At 67.8% G+C, this 19,964-nt stretch carries 20 protein-coding genes; 18 read left to right on the plus strand and 2 right to left on the minus strand.

From position 1 onward, the window contains the following. Positions 1–71 precede the first annotated feature (71 nt). From ACT54X_RS14735 to ACT54X_RS14800, 14 genes are all read left to right on the plus strand, one after another. A complete protein-coding gene (locus ACT54X_RS14735) occupies positions 72–938 on the plus strand; it encodes a dioxygenase family protein (RefSeq protein WP_476347256.1) in 867 nt (288 codons plus the stop codon). 43 nt (positions 939–981) lie between these two features. Continuing rightward, positions 982–1,746 (plus strand): SDR family NAD(P)-dependent oxidoreductase, encoded by a 765-nt coding sequence (locus ACT54X_RS14740; RefSeq protein ID WP_476347258.1) that lies wholly within the window; start codon positions 982–984, stop codon positions 1,744–1,746. Positions 1,747–1,825: 79 nt separating this feature from the next. Then, positions 1,826–2,716 (plus strand): beta-keto acid cleavage family enzyme, encoded by an 891-nt coding sequence (locus tag ACT54X_RS14745; protein ID WP_476347260.1) that lies wholly within the window; start codon positions 1,826–1,828, stop codon positions 2,714–2,716. After that, complete coding sequence (locus tag ACT54X_RS14750; protein WP_476347262.1) at positions 2,713–3,720, plus strand: quinone oxidoreductase family protein; 1,008 nt, start codon at positions 2,713–2,715, stop codon at positions 3,718–3,720. The genes ACT54X_RS14745 and ACT54X_RS14750 overlap by 4 nt, the downstream gene beginning before the upstream one ends. A gap of 24 nt (positions 3,721–3,744) precedes the next feature. Then, entirely contained in the window at positions 3,745–4,107 is a 363-nt protein-coding gene (locus ACT54X_RS14755; protein WP_476347264.1) for a cupin domain-containing protein, read from the plus strand. Positions 4,108–4,246: 139 nt separating this feature from the next. Beyond that, positions 4,247–5,236: a tripartite tricarboxylate transporter substrate binding protein gene (locus ACT54X_RS14760; protein ID WP_476347266.1), complete on the plus strand. Its 990-nt coding sequence runs from the start codon at positions 4,247–4,249 to the stop codon at positions 5,234–5,236. Between the two features lie 18 nt (positions 5,237–5,254). Continuing rightward, on the plus strand, positions 5,255–7,309 hold the full coding sequence (locus tag ACT54X_RS14765; RefSeq protein ID WP_476347268.1) for an amidohydrolase: 2,055 nt from the start codon (positions 5,255–5,257) through the stop codon (positions 7,307–7,309). Between the two features lie 14 nt (positions 7,310–7,323). After that, positions 7,324–8,304, plus strand: coding sequence for a D-erythronate dehydrogenase (gene denD, locus ACT54X_RS14770; protein WP_294374561.1), 981 nt, complete (start codon positions 7,324–7,326; stop codon positions 8,302–8,304). Between the two features lie 33 nt (positions 8,305–8,337). Continuing rightward, on the plus strand, positions 8,338–8,763 hold the full coding sequence (locus ACT54X_RS14775; protein WP_294374566.1) for a PPC domain-containing DNA-binding protein: 426 nt from the start codon (positions 8,338–8,340) through the stop codon (positions 8,761–8,763). A gap of 510 nt (positions 8,764–9,273) precedes the next feature. Further along, a complete protein-coding gene (locus ACT54X_RS14780; RefSeq protein WP_294374569.1) occupies positions 9,274–9,717 on the plus strand; it encodes a tetratricopeptide repeat protein in 444 nt (147 codons plus the stop codon). A gap of 99 nt (positions 9,718–9,816) precedes the next feature. Beyond that, on the plus strand, positions 9,817–10,296 hold the full coding sequence (locus ACT54X_RS14785; protein ID WP_476347270.1) for a hypothetical protein: 480 nt from the start codon (positions 9,817–9,819) through the stop codon (positions 10,294–10,296). Between the two features lie 386 nt (positions 10,297–10,682). Beyond that, positions 10,683–13,616, plus strand: a complete 2,934-nt coding sequence (locus tag ACT54X_RS14790; protein ID WP_476347272.1) for a DEAD/DEAH box helicase — start codon at positions 10,683–10,685, stop codon at positions 13,614–13,616. A gap of 219 nt (positions 13,617–13,835) precedes the next feature. After that, positions 13,836–14,024, plus strand: a complete 189-nt coding sequence (locus ACT54X_RS14795; RefSeq protein WP_476347274.1) for a hypothetical protein — start codon at positions 13,836–13,838, stop codon at positions 14,022–14,024. Positions 14,025–14,159: 135 nt separating this feature from the next. Continuing rightward, a complete protein-coding gene (locus ACT54X_RS14800; RefSeq protein WP_476347276.1) occupies positions 14,160–14,984 on the plus strand; it encodes a universal stress protein in 825 nt (274 codons plus the stop codon). A 47-nt stretch (positions 14,985–15,031) separates the two neighbouring features. Here ACT54X_RS14800 and ACT54X_RS14805 read toward each other — a convergent pair whose 3' ends face one another. Both ACT54X_RS14805 and ACT54X_RS14810 read right to left on the minus strand, forming a co-directional pair. Then, complete coding sequence (locus ACT54X_RS14805; protein ID WP_476347278.1) at positions 15,032–16,360, minus strand: M16 family metallopeptidase; 1,329 nt, start codon at positions 16,358–16,360, stop codon at positions 15,032–15,034. 3 nt (positions 16,361–16,363) lie between these two features. Next, complete coding sequence (locus tag ACT54X_RS14810; RefSeq protein WP_476347280.1) at positions 16,364–16,621, minus strand: helix-turn-helix domain-containing protein; 258 nt, start codon at positions 16,619–16,621, stop codon at positions 16,364–16,366. A gap of 86 nt (positions 16,622–16,707) precedes the next feature. Between ACT54X_RS14810 and ACT54X_RS14815 the strand changes: the two genes are divergently transcribed. From ACT54X_RS14815 to ACT54X_RS14830, 4 genes are all read left to right on the plus strand, one after another. Beyond that, positions 16,708–17,139 carry a MarR family winged helix-turn-helix transcriptional regulator gene (locus tag ACT54X_RS14815; RefSeq protein WP_017762254.1) on the plus strand — a complete coding sequence of 144 codons (432 nt, stop codon included), beginning with the start codon at positions 16,708–16,710 and terminating at the stop codon, positions 17,137–17,139. 89 nt (positions 17,140–17,228) lie between these two features. Continuing rightward, on the plus strand, positions 17,229–18,077 hold the full coding sequence (locus ACT54X_RS14820; protein WP_476347282.1) for an alpha/beta hydrolase: 849 nt from the start codon (positions 17,229–17,231) through the stop codon (positions 18,075–18,077). 13 nt (positions 18,078–18,090) lie between these two features. Beyond that, a complete protein-coding gene (gene cnbZ / locus ACT54X_RS14825) occupies positions 18,091–18,864 on the plus strand; it encodes a 2-amino-5-chloromuconate deaminase CnbZ (protein WP_476347284.1) in 774 nt (257 codons plus the stop codon). A 24-nt stretch (positions 18,865–18,888) separates the two neighbouring features. Next, the gene (locus ACT54X_RS14830; RefSeq protein ID WP_476347286.1) at positions 18,889–19,884 is read left to right on the plus strand and encodes a tripartite tricarboxylate transporter substrate-binding protein; all 996 of its coding nucleotides are present in this window, start codon (positions 18,889–18,891) and stop codon (positions 19,882–19,884) included. Positions 19,885–19,964 lie beyond the last annotated feature (80 nt).

Here is a 19,964-nt window from a genome sequence, read left to right on the forward strand (position 1 = left end):
CGATTGTGCCCTTTGCTTTGCGCTGGATCGGAACCAATAATGTGCAAACGTTTGCACACGGAGCCCCGGTCATGAACATCGTGACGACCCCCGACTCGGTCCTGCCCATCGCCCTGGACGCGATGGCCCGTACCCCCAACCCCCGGCTGCGCGAGGTGATCGCTTCGCTCACCCGCCACCTGCATGCCTTCGTGCAGGAGGTGAAGCTCAGCGAAGAAGAGTTCGAGCAGGCGTTGGACTTCATCGTCGCCATCGGCCAGGCCACCGGCGAGAAGAAGAACGAGGTGGTGCTGGCCGCGGACATCCTTGGCATCTCGACGCTGGTGGCGTTGCAGAACAACCAGGATCCGCAGGGCGAGTCGCCCTCCGCCCTGCTCGGCCCCTTCTGGCGCGCCAATGCGCCGGACTGCGCCTGTGGCGATTCCATTGCCCGCTCGGGCACGCCGGGCGTGCCGCTGTTCGTCTCGGGCGTGGTGCGCGACGGCCAGGGCCGACCGCTGGCCGATGCCATGGTGGACGTGTGGCAGGCCTCGCCCGTAGGCCTGTACGAGAACCAGGATCCGACGCAGGAGAACATGAACCTGCGCGGCCGCTTCCGCACCGATGCCGAGGGTCGCTACCACTTCCGCAGCGTGCGGCCCGCCGGCTACCCCGTGCCGGTGGACGGGCCCTGCGGCGTGCTGCTGAAGGCCCAGCGCCGCCACCCCAACCGGCCGGCGCATCTGCACTTCATGGTGAGCAAGCCGGGCTTCAAGGTGCTGGTCAGCCAGGTCTATGCCGACGACGACGAGAACCTCGAAAGCGACCCGACCTTCGGCGTCACGCGCCGGCTGATCGGCCGCTATGCGCTGCAGCCCGATGGCAAGAGCGCCACGCTGGCCTACGACTTCCAGCTGGAGCCGGGCGAGACCAAATTCCCGCGTCCGCCGATTCCCTGATCCCTTCCCCCTTTTCCAACCCTTCTTCCACGACTGCAAGACCATGAGCTTCAACCCCGTTTCACGCCTGGACGGCAAGGTGGCCGTCATCACCGGCGGGCTGGGCGCCATCGGCTACGCCAGCGCGCAGCGCCTGGCCGCCCTGGGCGCCACCTGCGTGCTGCTGCACCGCAAGGCCGAGGACGCCGACGCCCGCGCCGCCGCCCTGCCCTCGGCCGATGGCCAGCGTCACGGCGCGCTGCGCGCCGACATCGTCGACAGCGCCAGCCTGCAGGCCGCCGCCGCGCAGGTGAAAGCCGATCACGGCCGCTGCGACATCCTGGTCAACAGCGCCGGCCACACGCGGCCGGTACCGGCGGGCGACCTCGACGGCCTGACCGACGAACTGATCGACGAGTTGCTGCAGGCCAACTTCCGCGGCGTGTTCGCCACCATTCGCGCGTTCGTGCCGTTGCTCAAGGCCAGCGGCGACGGGCTGATCGTGAACGTGTCCTCCATCGCCGGCTTCACCGGCGTGGGCAGCAACCTGGCCTACGTCGCCGCCAAGGCCGGCCTGGACGTGGTGGGCGATGCGCTGGCCAAGGCGCTGGCACCGGCCGTGCGCGTGGTGTCGGTCTCACCCGGCGCGGTGGAGTCGGGCTTCGTGCCCGGCCGCGGCGAGGACTTCAAGGCCAAGATGGCCACCACGACGCCGCTGGGCCGCATCGGCCTGCCCGACGACGTGGCCGCCACGGTCGAGGCGCTGGCCACTACGCTGCGCTTCGTGACCGGCACGCGCATCGTCGTCGACGGAGGACGTCACCTATGAGCGCCGCGTGGCCGCCCAAAGGCGCGAAGGCCCCCTCGGGGGGCAGCGCAGTACACGAAGTGACCAGCGTGGGGGTCCAATGAACAAGACGCTCATTACCTGCGCGGTCACCGGCAATTTGGTCAAGCCGGAGCAGACCCCGCACCTGCCCATCACCCCCACGCAGATCGCCGACGAATGCCTGGCCGCGGCCGAGGCGGGCGCGGGCCAAGTGCACATCCATGTGCGCGACCCCGGCACCGGCAAGCCGTCGATGGAGGTCGAGCTCTACCGCGAGGTGGTCGAGCGCATCCGCCGTCACGACCGCGAACTCGTCATCAACCTCACGACCGGCCCGGGCGGGCGCTTCGTGCCGAGCGAGGACGACCCCAAGGTCTACGCCCCCGGCACCTCGCTGCTGCCGCCGGAGCGGCGTGTCGAACACATCGCGCTGATCAAGCCCGATGTCTGCTCGCTGGACCTCAACACCATGAACAGCGGCCCCGACGTGGTGATCAACACGCCGAAGAACGTGCGTCGCATGGCCCGCGTGATCCGCGGGGCGGGCGTCAAGCCCGAGCTGGAGATCTTCGACTCCGGCGACATCAACCTGGCGCTGGACCTGATTGCCGACGGCACGCTCGACGGCCCCGGCATGTGGACCTTCGTGCTGGGCGTGAAGTACGGCTTCGCACCCACGCCCGAGACGCTGCTCTACGCCCGCAACATGCTGCCGCGTGGTGCGTTCTGGAGCGCCTTCGGCATCGGCCGCATGGAGTTCCCGATCGTGGCCCAGGCCTGGCTCATGGGTGGCCATGTACGCGTGGGCATGGAAGACAACATCTATCTGTCGCACGGTGTGCTGGCAGAAAGCAATGCCCAGCTGGTGGCCAAGGCGCGCGACATCATCCGCAGCCTGGGCGGCCAGGTGGCCAGCGCCGCCGAGGCGCGCCAGATGCTCGGCCTGCCAGCCGCAGGAGCCGCACGATGAACGCCCTTTCGAATCCCAAAGTCAACGGCGCCGCGCGCGCCCTGCGCGTGGAGCAGAAGGCCGCCGACCTGGCGTCGCTGCAGCTGGCCATCGTCGACCAGCCGCCGCCCACGCCTGCCGCCGGCATGGCCGTGGTGCAGGTCGGTGCCGCCGCCGTCAACCCAAGTGACGTGAAGGCCACGCTGGGCCTGATGCCCAAGGCCGTGTGGCCGCGCACGCCGGGGCGCGACTTTGCGGGCACCGTGATCGCCGGGCCCAGCGCCTGGATCGGCCGTGAGGTCTACGGCTCCGGCGGCGACGTGGGCATCACCCGCGACGGCTCGCATGCGCGCTACCTGCTGCTGCCCGAGGCCGCGCTGCGCGAGCGCCCGCGCAACATCTCGATGGACGAGGCCGGCGCCGTGGGCGTGCCCTTCGTGACGGCCTATGAAGGCTTCCGCCGCAGCGGCATGCCGCAGGCGGGCCAGGTGGTGCTGGTGCTGGGCGCCAACGGCAAGGTGGGCCAGGCGGCGGCGCAGCTCGCGGCGCAGGCCGGGGCCAAGGTGATCGCCGTGCAGCGCCGGCCCGGGCCCTTCGAGGGCTTCGCCTGTGCGCCGGTCGACGTCATCGACGCCAGCCAGGAAGACGTGGCCGCCCGCGTGCTCGAACTCACCGGCGGGCGCGGGGCCGACGTGGTCTACAACACCGTGGGCAGCGCCTACTTCGAGGCCGCCAACAAGTCCATGGCCAAGGGCGCGACGCAGATCTTCATCGCCACCCACGACCGGGCCGTGCCCTTCGACATCTTTGCCTTCTACCGGGGCATGCACACCTACGTGGGCATCGACTCGCTGGCCATGGACTGCGTGGCCTCGACCGCGCAGCTGGACGCGATGCGCGAGGGCTTCGAGCGCGGCACGCTCAAGCCCTTCCCGGTGGCGCGCAGCTTCGGGCTGGACGAGGCGCTGCAGGCCTACCGCCAGGTGCTCTCGGGCAGCACCGACCGCGTGGTGCTGCGGCCCTGAGCGCGAGCAACGGAGACGACCGCCATGCACGTCACCCGCTTCGACCAGGCGCCCGCCTATGAGGCGCCCCGCCATTTCGACATGCGCTGCCTGCGCCTGCAGGGCAAGGAGGCCGGGCCTTCCGAGCAGATGTGGATGGGCATGAGCCAGATCCTGCCCGGCGGCCACACCGGCTTGGACGGCTCGCCCATGGAAAAGCTCTACCTCGTGCTCGAAGGCCGGCTCACCGTCGTCGGCGAACTGGATGGCCAGACCGAGGAGCAGGAGCTCGGCCCCTACGACTCCTGCCGCTTCGCGCCGGGCGAGAAGCGGCAGCTGGTCAACCGCAGCAACCGGCCGGTGCTGGTGGCGCTCGTGATGCCGCACGAGCCGCCAGGGCCGAAGTGATCCATCGCCGTTCACGCTGAGCCCGTCGAAGCGCGGTACCAGGCTTCGACAGGCTCAGCCCGAACGGTTCGAGGCCCAAGCTCAGTCCGAACGGCGGCCTGCCCCATCCCCCCACAGAAGACAAAGACGGAGACAAGACATGACCTTCCCCTCGACTCGCGGCCTCGGCCGCCGCCTCTTCATCGCTGGCACTCTGGCCGCCACGGCCTTCGCCAGCGCCCATGCCCAGGGCGACTGGCCGCGCGGCCAGACCATCCGCCTCATCGTGCCCTTCACGGCCGGCAGTGGCACCGACATCGTGGCCCGGCTGGTGGCCGAGCGCCTGGGCCCCGCGCTGGGCACCTCGGTGGTGGTGGAGAACAAGCCCGGCGCCGGCGGCACGCTGGGCGCCGTGCAGGTGGCGCGTGCGCCGGCCGATGGCTACACGCTGCTGGTGCATTCGGCCGGGCACCTGGTCAACCCGTCGATCTATCCCAACCTGAGCTACGACACGCTCAAGGACTTCGCCGGCATCACGCCCATGGCCAGCCTGCCCAACGTGCTGGTCACCTCGCCCGGCAAGTTCGCCGACGTGAAGGACCTGGTCGAGCAGGTCAAGGCCAAGCCGGGGGGCTTCAACTACGCCTCGGCCGGCAACGGCTCGGCCACGCACATGAATGCCGAGGTGTTCCGCCTGGCGGCGGGCATCCAGGCGCAGCATGTGCCCTTCCGCGGCACGCCCGAGGCCATGACCGAGGTGATGGGCGGGCGCGTGGACTGGTTCTTCGCGCCCATGGTGTCGGCCCTGCCGCTGATCAAGGACGGCAAGCTCAAGGCACTGGCCGTGGGCACGGGCAAGCGCTCGTCGGTGCAGCCCGACCTGCCCACCACGGTGGAGGCCGGCGTGCCCGGCTCGGAGTACCTGTTCTGGGTCGGCCTGTTCGCGCCGGCCAAGACGCCTCGGCCGCTGATCGACCGCCTGCAGGCCGAGGTCGCGAAGATCATGGCCGCGCCCGACCTCAAGGACCGCCTCGACAAGCTGGGCGCCGAGCCCTTCACCATGCCCTCGGCCCAGTTCGACACCTTCCTGGCGGACGAGACGGCCAAGAGCGCGCGCATCGTCAAGGCCTCCGGCATCAAGGTCGACTGAGCCCGGAGCCGCCTCGCCATGAAGCGCTTCAGCCTGGGCGGCGCGACTGCCGCCGCCACCACGACGAATCTGGACACGCCGCGCTACCGCCACTGGTGCGACCCCGCCTGCGCCCACGAGGCCGAGCCCGAGCCGCCGCGCCGGCAGTTCCTGCGCAGCTCGCTGGGCCTGGCCACGGCCGGCGGCATCGCGGGCCTCGGCCTGGGCGGTGCCCTGGCCGGTTGCGCCAGCACCGCGCCCGCCGGCCCGGCCGACCTGGTGCTGCTCAACGCCCGCATCGCCACGGTAGACCCCAAGCGCCCGCGGGCCCAGGCGCTGGCCATCGTGGGCGAGCAGTTCGCCGCCGTGGGCAGCGATGCCGACATGCAGCGCTGGATCGGCCCGCGCACCCGCGTCATCGATGCGCAGGGCCGCACCGTGGTGCCGGGGCTCATCGACTCGCATGCGCACTTCATCCGCGGCGGGCTCACCTACACGCAGGAGCTGCGCTGGGACGGTGTGCCCTCGCTGGCCGATGCCCTGGTCATGCTGCGCGACCAGGCGCGGCGCACGCAGCCGCCGCACTGGGTGCAGGTTGTGGGCGGCTTCTCGCCCTACCAGTTCCGCGAGAAGCGGCTGCCCACGCTTCAGGAGATCAACGCCGCCACCGGCGATGTGCCCTGCTTCGTCATGAACCTGTACGACCGCGCCTTCCTGAACCGCGCGGCGCTGCGGGTGCTGGGCTTCGACCGCAACACGCCCAACCCCATCGGCAGCGTGCTGGAGAAGGACGCCGCCGGCAACCCGACCGGCCTGGTGGTCAACACCACCAGCCTGGGCGGCCTCGTGGCGCTGTTCGCGCGCGTGCCCAAGCTGTCGGACGACGACCAGGCGCTCTCGACCCAGCTCTACATGCGCGAGATGAACCGCCTGGGCCTGACCAGCGTGGTCGACGCCGGCGGCGGTGGCCAGAACTACCCCGAGCACTACAGCGGCATCGCCCAGCTGGCGGCCGAGCGCAGGATGACGCTGCGCATCTCGTACAACCTGTTCGCGCAGCGCCCGGGCCAGGAACTGGCCGACTACCAGGCCTGGTCGCAGCGCGTCGCACCCGGCCAGGGCGACGACTGGCTGCGCATGGTTGCCGGTGAGTACATCCTGTGGGCTGCCACCGACCCGGCCAACTTCGGCAAGAGCGTGACGCCCGCCCCGGCCATCATGGAAAGCAAGCTCACCGAGGTGGCGACCTACCTGGTAGGCAAGGGCTGGCCCATCCGCATGCATGCCAGCTACGACAGCACCGCCACGCGCATCCTCGACGTGCTCGAGAAGGTCAACCGCGACGTGCCGATGAAGAACGTGCGCTGGGCGCTGGACCACTGCGAGACGCTGTCGCCGCGCTCCATGGAGCGCGTGGCCGCCATGGGCGGACGCATCGCCATCCAGAACCGCATGTCGCTGGACGGCGAGGTCTTCGCGCAGACCTGGGGCCGCGAGGCCGCGGCGGACGCCCCCGCCATCGGCCGCATGCGGGCGATGGGCCTGCCCGTGGCCTGCGGCACCGATTCGAGCCGCGCCACCAGCTACAACCCGTGGGTCTCGCTGCACTGGCTGGTGACCGGCAAGACCATGGGCGACACGCGCCTCAATGCCGACCGCAACCTGGTCAGCCGCGACGAGGCGCTGCGCATGTGGACGCTGGAGGGCGCCGCCCTCACCGGCGACGAGGCCCGCAAGGGCAGCATCCAGCCCGGCAAGCTGGCCGACTTCGCCTTGCTGTCGGACGACTACTTTGCCGTGCCCGAGGACGACATCCGCGACATCACCGCGGTGCTGACGGTGGTGGGCGGCACGGTGGTGCATGGCAGCGGCAGCTTCGCCGCGCAGGCACCGGCCGTGGTCAAGCCCCTGCCCGACTGGCTGCCGGTGAACGTGTACGGCGGCTACCAGCAGCGGCGCAAGAGCGGCATGGCGCGGGCGCCCGGTGGGACGGCGATGCATGGCGCCGGCTGTTGCACCGGGCCTGCGTCGGCACCGATCATCGTGGGCGACCAGGGGAACTGGCGCATGAGCTGTGGCTGCGCGGTGATCTAACCGATAGTGGCGGGATGAACATCCTCATCACCGGCGGCGCCGGCTTCCTCGGCACCCTGCTGGCGCGCAGCCTGCTGCAACGCGGCACCCTGTGCGGCCAGCCCATCGACACGCTCACCCTGACCGATCTGCATCCGGTCGCCGATCCGGGCCTGCTGGCGGACCGGCGGGTCAAGCGCGATGCAGGTGACCTGCTGGAGCGGCTGGACAGCCTGATGACGGGCAATCATGACGCCGTCTTCCACCTGGCCTCGGCCGTGTCGGGCGAATGCGAGGCCGACTTCGCGCTGGGTCTGCGCAGCAACCTGGAAGCCACCCGGCGCCTGCTGGAGGCGCTGCGCGCCCAGCAGGCGCGCACCGGCCAGGCGCCGCTGTTCTTCTTTGCCAGCTCGGTCGCCGTCTATGGCGGCGACGAGGCCGTGGCGCTGCCGCCCGTGGTGCGCGACGACACCCTGCCCACGCCCCAGTCCAGCTACGGCATCCAGAAATTCATCTGCGAACAGCTGGTGGCCGACTACACCCGCAAGGGCTACATCGATGGTCGCGCCGCGCGACTGATGACCGTGTCGGTGCGGCCGGGCCGGCCCAACGGGGCGGCCTCGGGCTTCCTGTCGGGCATCGTGCGCGAGCCGCTGGCCGGCATCGACGCCATCTGCCCGGTGGACCCCTCCACCGCCGTCGCCCTGGCCTCGCCCGACACCACCATTTCCGGCATCCTGCGCGTGGCCGAGGCCAGCCGCGCCGAGTTCGGCGGTCGTACCGCGTTGAACCTGCCCGCCCTCAGCGTGACCGTGGCGGAGATGCTGCAGGCGCTGGAGCGCAGCGCCGGCCAGGCGGTGGCCGCCCGAGTCACCGTCAAGCCCGACGCGGCCGTCGCTCGCATCGTGGGTGGCTGGCCCTCGCGCTTCGAGAGCGAGCGTGCACGGCGGCTGGGGCTGCAGGCGGATGCGAGCTTCGACGCTGTCATCGCGCAGTTCCGGGCGCTGGCGCGCTGAGCGCCAACTGCCCATTCCGGGCACGATGGCGCCATGAGCTTCACTCCCCTGCGCCTGCCGCCCGGCGCCGACCTGCGGCGCACGCTGGAACAGCACGCCGTCGATCACGCCGACGGCCCGGCCCTCTTCGTCGTCGCCGGCATCGGCAGCCTGGACGGTGCCGTGCTGCGCTTGGCCGCTGCCGAGCAGGAAACCCGCTGGACCGGGCCCTTCGAAATCCTCAGCCTCTCGGGCTCGCTGTCACCTCAAGGCGCACATCTGCACATGAGCGTGGCCGACGCGCAGGGGCGCGTGTGGGGCGGGCATGTGGGGTATGGGAATGTGGTGCGGACGACGGTGGAGCTGGTCGTGGCGGAGATGGTGGGGTGGCGGTTGGGGCGGGAGGTGGATGCGGGGACCGGGTACTTGGAATTGACGATCAGCGCGGAGGGCGTCGTTCGACAAAGCTCAGGGCAATGACCGCTTCAGACTGATAGCCGTAGTTCCGGCAGTCGGCCCCATACTTCCGCTTTCGGCCACAAGCGGACATTAGGAGCGGCAGAGAGATCAGATGAGCAACCGAACATTTGCCTGTCTTGGCTGCAGAAAGCTTCAGCGACGCGATCAGCAGACCGAGCAATTCTTTTGCCCCATCTGTGGAGTTGAGAGCGTTCGAGTGCCTTGGAAGCTTCATGTTCCAGCACCTCGAAAAGTGCGCAAATGGGATGCCTTCTGGAAGCAGTACCTACTGGAGATGCGTCAGCTTGCGGAGTTCAGAGCCAACAAGAACATCGCCGAGTTGCACTTGCCCCTGCAGAACCAACGTTGGCGTCGTGACGTAGCGCCGTCGGCAATGCGGTGAAGTCCGCTTCGGGCCCTTCTCGCGCCTTCGTTCAGAGGCTACAGTCGGCCAGCAGCAGCCGTTCGCATCACCAACACAATCAGGCCAGAAGCTCACCTTCCCGCCCTCCCTTCAGTTCACCAATCGCCATGAACGACTTGCCGAGTGCCATCCACGCAGATATCAAGCAGATCTGCGCTGACGGGGACGCGCTTGCTGAGCAGCGGCTCTATAAAGAGGCAATCGCGACGTACAACAAGGCTTGGGTGTTATTGCCAGCACCGCAGGCCGATTGGGAGTCCAGTACCTGGATTCTCGCCGCCATAGGCGACGCATGCTTCCTCGGCGGCTTCTTCGTCTCAGGTTCAGAGGCAATGGAGTACGCGATGCGCTGTCCAAGTGGTTTCGGCAACCCCTTCCTTCATCTGCGCCTCGGCCAAAGCGCACTTGAGCGAGGGCAAAACGAAGTGGCAGCAGAACATCTGGCAAGAGCGTACATGCTGGAGGGAAAGGAGATATTTGCTCTAGACGACCCCAAGTACTTCGCGTTTTTGAAAACGAAGCTTGCTCCGCCCGCTTCCGGCGTGTGGTGACGTACTACGCTGCGGGCACCCTGCGGCCGTCGGGCAGAATTCGGCCAAGAGCTGCCATTCACGGGATAGGCAAAAACCGGCCAAAATTGGAACCTCCCAATGCGTCATTCAATCCTGCATGTGATCTTCGCCACGTTTCTTTCAATGTCGGCTCAAGCCTCTGGCGACCAGTATGCAGTTGATCTCGCCGGGCTCCACGGCGAAATCCGGCAGGTAGAGGCCATGAGAGATTTGTGCGCCAAAGACTTCCCTGCTAGTGCTGCAGCAAACAGTATTGCGGTTGAGGATTGGCGTGCGCGTAACGCTGCCGTGCTCGGCGAGATTGAAACCCGTTGGCAAAGGTTACTTGAACAGAAGGCCGGGGGCAGCGTCAGTCGGCGTGAGGCGCTAGATGCTTGGTCTAAAGAGCTCTACGAAAGCACCAAGAAAGATTTCTACATCCAATTGAGAAGGGGTGGCGAAGACGTGTATCGAGCCCGGTGTGAAGGTTTCCCTCGTTACCTGCATACGGCCCAACGCATGCAACTTGGAGTCGCGTTTTCTGACACCCTTCGACGTATTCGTCAAGCGCCAAAGTGAAGTTAGCTGTGTGGCACACGAGCGTCTGCATTCTGGCGGCGCGAATGTCTCTGATGGGCCCTCAGCGGACTTTGGCGCCGCTCAAGACCGGACGCTCGCGGGCCTCTGCAGTCCAGTGGCCTTGCAGCCTTTTGGACCGCTGACCATGGGCGGCCATGTGTAGCTGGCGAAGACAACATCCGCCGGCTAATGGCTTAGCGTGTGCGCGAAGAGTTGGCAGATGCGCTGCTCTTCCCGCTGCAGCTGTCGTTGTTGAGTGATGTGAACTTGGACGAGGCGGTACGCTCTACGCCCGCGGTCAATGGGCAGAAGGATCCTAAGGGGGATTCCACGCCCAAGCGATAGACGTCAAGATTGGCGCAAAAACATCTCAAGGGAGGCATTCATTGTCGTACTTTCAAGATAACGCATCTCGATTTGTACTGCGCGAGGGGACTGGCCCAAACACGGGCCTGCGGCGAGGTCAGGTTGGAGCGCTTTATGCTCTGGCGGCGCACCTTATCGAACGACAGGAACCAGGCATCCTTTCGCTGCCAACGGGCTACGGAAAGACCGCCGTCCTCACCGCTGCCTGCTTTTTGGCCAGATGCCGGCGAGTTTTGGTGGTCACGCCAACCAACGCGCTGCGCACGCAAACTGCCAAGGCATTTCGCAGCCTTGAGACGCTCAGGAAGCTGACGGCGCTGCCCTCTGAAGCTGAGCTACCGGGCCCGGCCGTAGAAGTTGTCGAGGACCGCATCAACTCAATTGAAGATTGGCGGCGCCTCGAGGCCTTCGACGTGGTGGTCTGCACACCGTACTCCGCCAGCCCGGAGATTGCCGGAGTGCCCGTGCCACCCGACGACCTGTTTGACCTCGTGCTGATGGATGAGGGCCACCACTCGCCAGCCCGTACTTGGTCCGAGTTCATTCGAGCCACACCGAATGCTCGTCACGTACTGCTCTCGGCCACCCCGTTTCGACGTGACCGACGCCAGCTCCCAGGTCGGCTGGTCTTCTACTACCCCTTGCGAAGAGCCGTTGAAGAGAGTGCCTTTGGCAAGGTCAGTTTCGTCCCGGTCGTCGTAGCTCCTGAGGCGCTGCCAGAGGCGAAAGATGCTGCGCTTGTCGCTCGCGCGGTGGAGGTTTTCCGCCGTGACCAGGCGCTTGGCCTGCAGCACCGAATCCTGGCCCGCACCGAGCGCGTGGTGGATGCGGAGCGCCTCGCCACGGCCTACGTCGCGGCGGGTCTTCGCGTAGAGGCTGTCTCAAGCCGAAAGTCTAAGCAGCAGGTAGAGGAGACCGAGCGCAAGCTGCAAGACGGGGAGCTTGATGGCGTCGTCTGCGTGGACATGTTCGGAGAGGGCTACGACTTTCCGAAGTTCAAGATCGCGGTCCTGCATAGCGCCCACAAGACGCTCGTACCCACACTTCAATTCATCGGACGGTTTGCTCGTACCAACGACCAAAACACAGGCGCCGCTACCTTCCTTGCGGTGCCCCGTGAAGTTGACTCCGAGAGTTCCGAGCTCTACCGTGAAGGTGTCGACTGGGATGTTCTCCTTGCCGACGTGGTGGAGGTGCGCCAGCAACTTGCTATTCGGGAGCGAGAAGCTCTTCAGGCCTTTGCGCAGGCCGGACACCCTTCAGCCGACTACGAAGCTGTCAACCCAGGTGCTTTCCGTCTCTCACAGCACATAGCTGCTTACCGGACCGGTCAGCCGCCCGACTTCGACGAGTCGCCCGAGGCCTTGAAGGCGCTACAGGTGACGAATGCTTGGAAGAGCGACGATGGCACGACTTACCTGCTGCTGACCAAGTTGGTGCGCTCGCCGGTCTGGTACCGCGACGACCATCTCATCGACGCGTCGCACGAGTGCTTCTTGCTGAAGTATTTCCCTGCCTCGCAGCTGCTGTTTATCACTGCCACTGAAAGGTCCGAGCGTTACTACGCAGAGCTCATCGAGTTCTTCTTTGACGGCAGCGCCATACCGCTGGCGTTCGAGCAGCTGCGCAAGGTCCTCAATGGTATGAGCGACCAGGAGTTCTACAGCGTCGGCATACGAAGCACTTCACCCACCGCCACCGCAGAGTCCTACCGCATCGTTGCGGGCAGCAACGCTGACCGAGGAGTGCGCGACACGGACGCCGCGAACTTCACCCAGGGCCACTTCATGGGCCGCGGCCAAGTCAATGGTGCGGCTGAGGTGATCGGGGCAAGCGCAGGCGGCCGAGTATGGTCTAACGGCAAGCTATCGATTCCAGAGATCATTGACTGGATGGATGCCCTCCATGGCCGCATCACTGCAAACCAGGTCAACATCGGGCGTTCGGGTCTTGACTTGTTGTCGTTTGGTGAATCCCTTCAGCGCTTGCCTGCAACAACCTGCATGACGGACTGGGGCAAAGATGCGTACCGTGACAACCCGCAGGTCTTGATTGGCGATGGCGGTGAAGCCGTCTCGACCTGCGTGCTTGACCTCGAAGTCAGCAACATTGCGGTTGCTGGTGATGGCTTGTCCTTGCAGTTCCGTGTCGGGGATGGTGTCCGCCATCGGCGTGTGCGGTACCGGCTTGCCCAAAGCCCGCACTATGCATTGCTCGACGATGAGCCGCGCTTTCGCGTCAACTCTTCAGAGGGGCAGTACGAGTCCTTGGAGGAGTGGCTTGAAGACAACTCGCTCACCTTCTTCACCAAAGAGCTCGACTCGTTCACCCGCAGCACGCTGACTCGACGCCGGCAAGGAGCCGGACTGCGGCCAGAGAGCATCGTGGTGCACGACTGGGCAGGCTGCGACATAGACGTCGAGTTCGACAACCGCAACCCCGCGCGACCGACCGTCCAGAAGTTCTTGCAGGACCATCTTGTCGCCAATGCAGGCGCAGCCTTCGTCTTGTACGACCACCGATCAGGAGAGGCGGCCGACTTTATTGTTGCCAAGGAGCTACCTGGACAGCGCTTATCTATCTCGCTGTATCACTGCAAGGGCGCTGGTGGGCCGGTGTCGGGCGAGCGGGTTGACGACGTCTACGAGCTCGCGGGCCAGTCTGCCAAGTCAGGAAAGTTCCAGCGCAAAGAGCTTCTGCTGCGCCACGTCGAAAGGCGCACGTTGGCCCGGCCACGGGGCGGTGTGTCGCCGTTCATTGTTGGCAATCGGAATGATGCGCTTGAGCTGCTTAAAGCCTACGACCCAATCGCTTATCAGCTCAACGTCTATGCCGTTCAGCCTGGGTTGGCATCGCAAGGCATTGTGGAGAATGTTCGCACTGTCATGGCCGCAGCCAACGACAGCTTGACTGCACAGGGTGTCGAGCTGCGCTGGATGGTAAGCAATCCTTAGGCAAGTGGCCCGACCCTTTGGCCCCAGGCACAAGACGGACGAAGTCAATCGCGAGGTCCATCGCTGGCTGATCTCCGTCCAGCGTCTCCTCCCGCACTGCGGTCTTGCGTCCGCTCTCGGGCGTTACCCGTGATGTCAGCTTCTGGCCGGAACCGGCCGGTCGAGAGGATAGCCGGAAGGACGGCTACCGCTGCAAAGCCGCCGCTGAAGACGGGAGGCGTGGACACCGGCCCCGATGTCCCGCCCGAATACCAAGCACGGGTCTTCGACCGCTTCTTTCGTATGCCAGGCGGCAACACAGACGGCAGCGGGTTGGCGGCGCGGCTTGAGCAGGAAGTGACTGCTGGCGCCATGCTCGGTGAGCTCAAGAGCCGCCGCGCCGGCGGACCTGCCCAGCCGGGCATTTGACAGAGCGCAAATCGCGTTCCTGAAGGACGCGCACGATGACGACATCCCTTCTTCGTCGATGGGATGCGTCCGTTCCGCCTTGAGCGCCGACGCGGCGAGACGCTCGTGCCGTCGGCGCATGCGAGAGGCGCAACCATGTCGACCCTACCCCGATCCATCCTCGTCCACCTCGACAGCTCGCCGCACGGCGCCGCGCGGCTGAGACTCGCGGCGGAGCTCGCGCGGGCCTTCGATGCGCACTGCCATGCGCTCCCGTGCATCCTCAGCGCGTACGAGCGCTACCCCTACGCCATGGATTTCACCGGTGCGGCGCTGTCGTCGCTCCAGACCCTGGATCGGGAGGCGCTCGACCGGGCACGGACGACCTTCGACACCGTGGCCGCCGACACGGACCGCATCAGCTGGCTGTCGCCGCGCGGCAGCACGCCCTGGGCCTTCGCGCAGTGCGCGCTGTTCCACGACCTGGTGGTGCTGGGTCAGCGCGATCCGTCCGATCCGCAGGTGGACGAGGTTTCCGCTGGCTTCGTCAGCGCCGTGATGATCGCGAGCGGCAAGCCCACGCTGATGGTGCCGTGGGCGGGCCGCTTCGACATCCTGGGCCGGCGCGTGCTGGTGGCCTGGCGGCCGACGCGGGAGTGCGCCAGGGCCGTCTCAGCGGCCATCCCTTGGATGCGGCTTGCGCGGGGCGTCGACCTGGTGTCGTATTCGGACGCGGCCCTGCAGGAACTGGCGCCGTTGAAGGAGTACCTGCAACAGCACGGCATCGACGCCGTGGTCCATGACGGCGGGCGCGAGCACGGCGACGCGCCCGAGCGCCTGCTTTCGCTCGCCGCCGATCTGGGCTCCGGGCTGCTGGTCATGGGTTGCTGGGGCCACAGTCGCGTCCACGAGTGGGCGACGGGCGGCATGACACGCAGCGTGCTGGCGTCGATGACCCTGCCGGTGTTGATGGTGCACTGACGGGCGACTCGCGCCGGGCGCCGGCGCCGGCTCCGGGCAGCCTGCGTCTACCCTCGCGGCAGCGCGCTCAGGCGTGCCGACAGCGCCTTGGCCTGCCGCGCCGTGGCGGCCTTGCCCGTGATCGCCACCGCCGGCGCATGCGCCAGCATGCCCTCGAACACGGCGCGCACCTCGTGCGCGCCAATGTCCTCGATCAGCGCCAGGGCCTCGCCCATGGGCATCACCGTGCCGGTGGCCAGCAGCTCTTCCACCGCCTGCTCCATCGTCCCGTACGTGCGTTCGGCGGTGCGCACGCGCGACACGGTCAGCTGGTTGCGGGCGCGCTCCAGGTGCACGGGATCGACGGCCGTCGCATGCGCGCGCAGAAGGTCGCCGGTGGCCGCGACCAGCGCGTCCAGCTTGTCCGGCGTGGTCACGGCACTGACCACGAAGTTGGCCCAGATGTCGCCCTTGTCGATGCTGGCGTCCACGGTGTAGGCCAGGCCCAGCTTCTCGCGGATGGTGTCCGACAGCGGGGACGACATGCCGTTGCCGAGCAGGTTGGCGGCCAGCTGGGCCGTGAGGCGCCAGCGTGTCTGCGCCACGGCCTGCGGGTCCGACGGCGCGATGGGATAGGCGATGTTCACGAACACCTGCGACACCTGGGTGAAGCGCCGCGCCAGGGCCTGGCCGACGTAGGCGGCAGGCGCAGGCGCCTGCGTCGCTGGTGCAGCGGGTGACGCCGGCATGGCCCCGAAGAGTTCTTCCGCCAGCGCCAGCCAGCCTTCGACATCGAAGCGGCCGGCGGCCGCCACGACAGTCTTGCCGGCCACGTAGTGCGCCTGCACATGGCGCACGAGATCGTCACGGCGGAAGCCTTCGATGTTCTCCAGCGTACCGATCACCGGCATGCCCATCGGGGCCTCGCCCCAGATGGCGCGGTCGAGCAGGTCGTCGGCGCTGTCCTGCGGATCTTCGTCGTACTCGATCGCCTCCTGCCGGATCACCTCCAGCTCGCGCTGCAGCTCCTGCTCGGGAAAGGTGCTGTTGAGCACGATGTCCGCCGTCATGCGCAGCAGGTGGCTGGCATGGCGGCCCAGGCCGGTCATGAAGTAGGCGGTGCTGTCCTTGCCGGTGAAGGCGTTGACGTCGGCCCCCAGGCGCTCGGCGTCGAGGTTGATGGCCTGCACCGAGCGCGTGGCCGTGCCCTTGAAGGCCATGTGCTCCAGCACATGGCTGATGCCGTTGGTGGCCGGCGTCTCGTCGCGCGAGCCGACGCGCAGGAAGACGCCGACGCTGGCGCTCTGCACCTGCGGCATGGGCACGGCGAGCAAACGCACGCCGTTGGGCAAGGTGCGAAGGACGGTGGTTGCGGGCGAGCCGGAGATCGACGCCATCGTTCAGCGGCCCTGCGGTGGCTGCGGCTGCACGCCGATGCCGTACAGCGCCAACAGTCCGACCATATGGCCCACGGAGACACCCGGCTCGCCGGACTCGATGCGGCCGATGGTCTGCACATGCACGCCCAGGCGCGCAGCCGCAGCGGCCTGGCCTTCGCCGGCGGCCAGCCGGGCCGCCTTGGCCGCGGCGCCGAGGGTCTGGATGGTGTGGAGGGCGTCGTCGCCGATGTCAGTGGAAATGCGCTTGCCTTGGGCCATCGGGGCATTCTCGCCGGCTCTCCGCGGCCGAGCTCTTGTGCGGCGGCCGTGTCGTGGGGTCGGGTGCTTAAACTGATTGCGGCCCCATGAACCACAGAACCTTCGACCTCCAAGCCCACCTGCCCTACCTGCTGCGGCGCGCCCACTTCGCGGCAGACGCCATCTTCAGCCAGGTCTACGGCACGGACTTCACGTCTCGCCAGCTGGCGCTGCTGGTGGCGATCGCCCAGCGGCCCGGCATCTCGCAGATCCAGGCGGCCCAGGAGATCGGCCTCGATGCCAACACCTGCAGCGACCTGGTCATGCGCGCCATCGGCAAGGACCTGCTTCGGCGCGAAAAGTCGCCAATCGATGCCCGGCAGTTCTGCCTCTATCTCACACCCGCAGGTGAAGATGTGCTGGACCATGGCCTGGCTCTTGCCCGCGAATACCAGGCCGAGGTGTCGCGCCGGCTGAGCGAGGCCGAGCGCGAGCAACTGGCCGCCCTGCTGCGCAAGATGCTCGATTTCGGCGGCTGAGCGCCTCAAGCCACGCTGCAGACGCGACTTGCCGGCCTCTTCGTCCGTCCATATGATACGAATACGTACTAAATAGAGAAGGCGCCGACATGCCGGATGCTTCGTGGTGGGATGCCCAGTACCAGGCCCTGGCCGGCGTGGACCCCAAGGCGCTGTTCGGCGCCTGGGCCCAGCGCTCCGAGCAGGCCCGCGAGGTCCTGGGCGGTCGGCTCGATGTGCCCTATGGCCCGACCCCGGCCGAGACGCTCGATGTCTTCATGCCTTCGTCCGGCACGCCCGTGCAAGAGGTGCTGGTGTTCTTCCACGGCGGCTTCTGGCGCGGCTCCGACAAGGCGCTGCACCGCTTCATCGCGCCGGCGTTCACGGCGGCCGGCGCCGCGGTCGTGCTGCCCAACTACGCGCTGTGCCCGGCCGTGACCATCGGCACCATCCTTGAGCAGGCCGCGGCGGCCCTGCGCTGGGTCGAGGCGCAGGCGGCGGCATGGGGCAGCCCAGGGCCGGTGCGCATCACCGTGGCCGGCCATTCGGCGGGCGGTCACCTGGTGGCCATGCTCGGCGTGCAGCAGGCGGCCAGGGTGTTCAGCCTGTCGGGCCTGCACGACCTGCAGCCGCTGATGCAGGTGCCCTTCCTGCATGACGATCTGCAGCTGTCGGCAGAGACGGCGCGGGCCTGGAGCCCCGCAGTGCACCGGCCCGCTGCAGGGACCGTGGTCCATGCCGTGGTCGGCGGCGCGGAGAGCGGGGAGTTCCAGCGCCAGACGCAATTGCTGCGCGATGCCTGGGGCGAGCTGGCGGTGCCTGTCGTGGGCATCTGCCCGGACGCGGGCCACTTCGCCGTGGTCGAGGCCCTGGCCGATCCGGCCCACGAGGTCCACCGGGCGTGCCGCCTTCTCATGGCCCGCGCCTTGGCATCCGTCCCTGCTTCTTCGAACCCCTGACACGCCCATCGCGATGACCATGCCTTCCACCATTTCCGTTCCTCAGGGCGGCTTCCGCTACCTGCCGGGGGGATTCCAGTATTCGGCGGCGGTCGTTGCGGAGCCGGGCTTCGTGATCGAGCGCGCGGTCTTCGACGCCGCCCTACCGCTCGAGGAGGGCTTCGCACGCATTGAGGCCCATCTGCGCGCGCTTGGCCGGCCGATGGCGGCGCTGTGCGCCTGCGAACTGCGTTCACCCGCACCGCTGACCGAGGCGGATTTCGTGTCCTTCAACCGGCGCTATGTGCAGCCGCTGGAGGGATGGGGCATCTACCTGGATGGCGCCAACCCGGTGGCCCGATGCAATCTGGTGCCGGCCGACCGGCCGCCGGAGACCGTCGTGTTCCACGCCTTCAGCTACACGCGACCCACCGCGGCGGCGCAGCAGCGGCCCGACTTCGTCACCTCGGGCGCGGCCGAATGCCCCGACCGGCCGGGTTACCGCGACGCGATCGTGCGCCTGGGCGAGACCTCGCCGGATGCGCTGCGCGAGAAGCTGCAGTTCGCCCTCGGCGACCTCGAGTCGCGCTTCGCGCCCCTGGGCGTGGGTTGGGCCGACGTGAAGGAACTCAACCTCTACAGCGTCCACGACCTGCACCGGCCGTTGCTGCAAGGCCTGTCGTCGCGTGCGGGCGCCGGCTGCGCCGTCACCTGTCATGCGGTGCGGCCGCCGGTCGTCGATCTGGAGATCGAACTCGATGCACGTCGCCACGGCAGCGCGCTGCTGCTGCCGCGCACGCCCGGTTGATTGGCTCTGATGAAAGGACTCCCGATGCCCCGCTTTCGATCGCACACCGTCCGGCGCTGGCTCCGCGCCGCCGCCACCTTCTGCGTGGCCGGCCTGGTCGGGACGGCCGCCATGGCCCAGGCCGACGCCATGGGCGGGCCGATCCGCATCCTGGTTGGCTTTCCGGCGGGCGGCACCATCGACGTGGTGACCCGGCAAGTGGCCGAAGAGATGAGCAGGACGCTGGGCGTGCCCATGCTGGTGGAGGTGGCGGCCGGCGCCGGCGGCCAGCTCGCGGCCCAGCAGCTCAAGCGCGCGGCGCCGGACGGCCGGACGCTGATGGTCGCGCCCGATCACACGGCGGTGATCCTTCCCCTGACCCTGGCCAACCCAGGCTTCGACATGGCGACCGACTTCCAGCCCGTCGGCATGGTGGCCCATTACGCAGGCGCCTTGGCGGTGAGCCAGGCGAGCGGCATCCAGGACATGGCAGGCCTGATGGCCCGTGTGAAGGCCGACCCGCCGGCGGGCAACGTCGGTGTGTCCGCGCCCGGCAGCAAGCCGCAGTTCCTGCTGTCGATGCTGGCGAAGCAGCAGGGACTGGCGCTGACCGCCGTGCCCTATCGCGGCTCCGTGCCGATGGTGCAGGACCTGGCCGGCGGCCATCTCACGGCCGGCATCACGGCGCTTGGCGACTTCCTGGAGTTCCACAAGGCCGGCAAGCTCAAGGTGATCGCCGTGACTGGCGAGCAGCGTGTGCCTCAGCTGCCGATGGTGCCCACGGCAACGGAGGCCGGCTATGCCTTGAAGATGAACTTCTGGATCGGCATGTTCGCCCCTGCAGCCGTGCCGCGTCCGATGGTGGACCGCCTCAACCAGGCCCTGCAGAAGGCCCTGGGCACGCCGGCCGTGCAGGAGCGCATGGCGGCCCTGGTGTTCGAACCCAGTCCCTCGACGCCGGATCAGCTGAAGGCCCGCATGGCGGCGGAGACCCGCGAGTGGGCGCCTGTGATCAGCGCCTCGGGCTGGGTGCGGCAATAGGGCCGGGTCGCCGGGCAGTCGGCGGGCTGCCATCGCGGGGCAGCCGCCTGTGATTGGAAGGTTTCGCCAACGCCCCCGAC

This window comes from Pseudacidovorax sp. DMC4 (genome assembly GCF_056314265.1).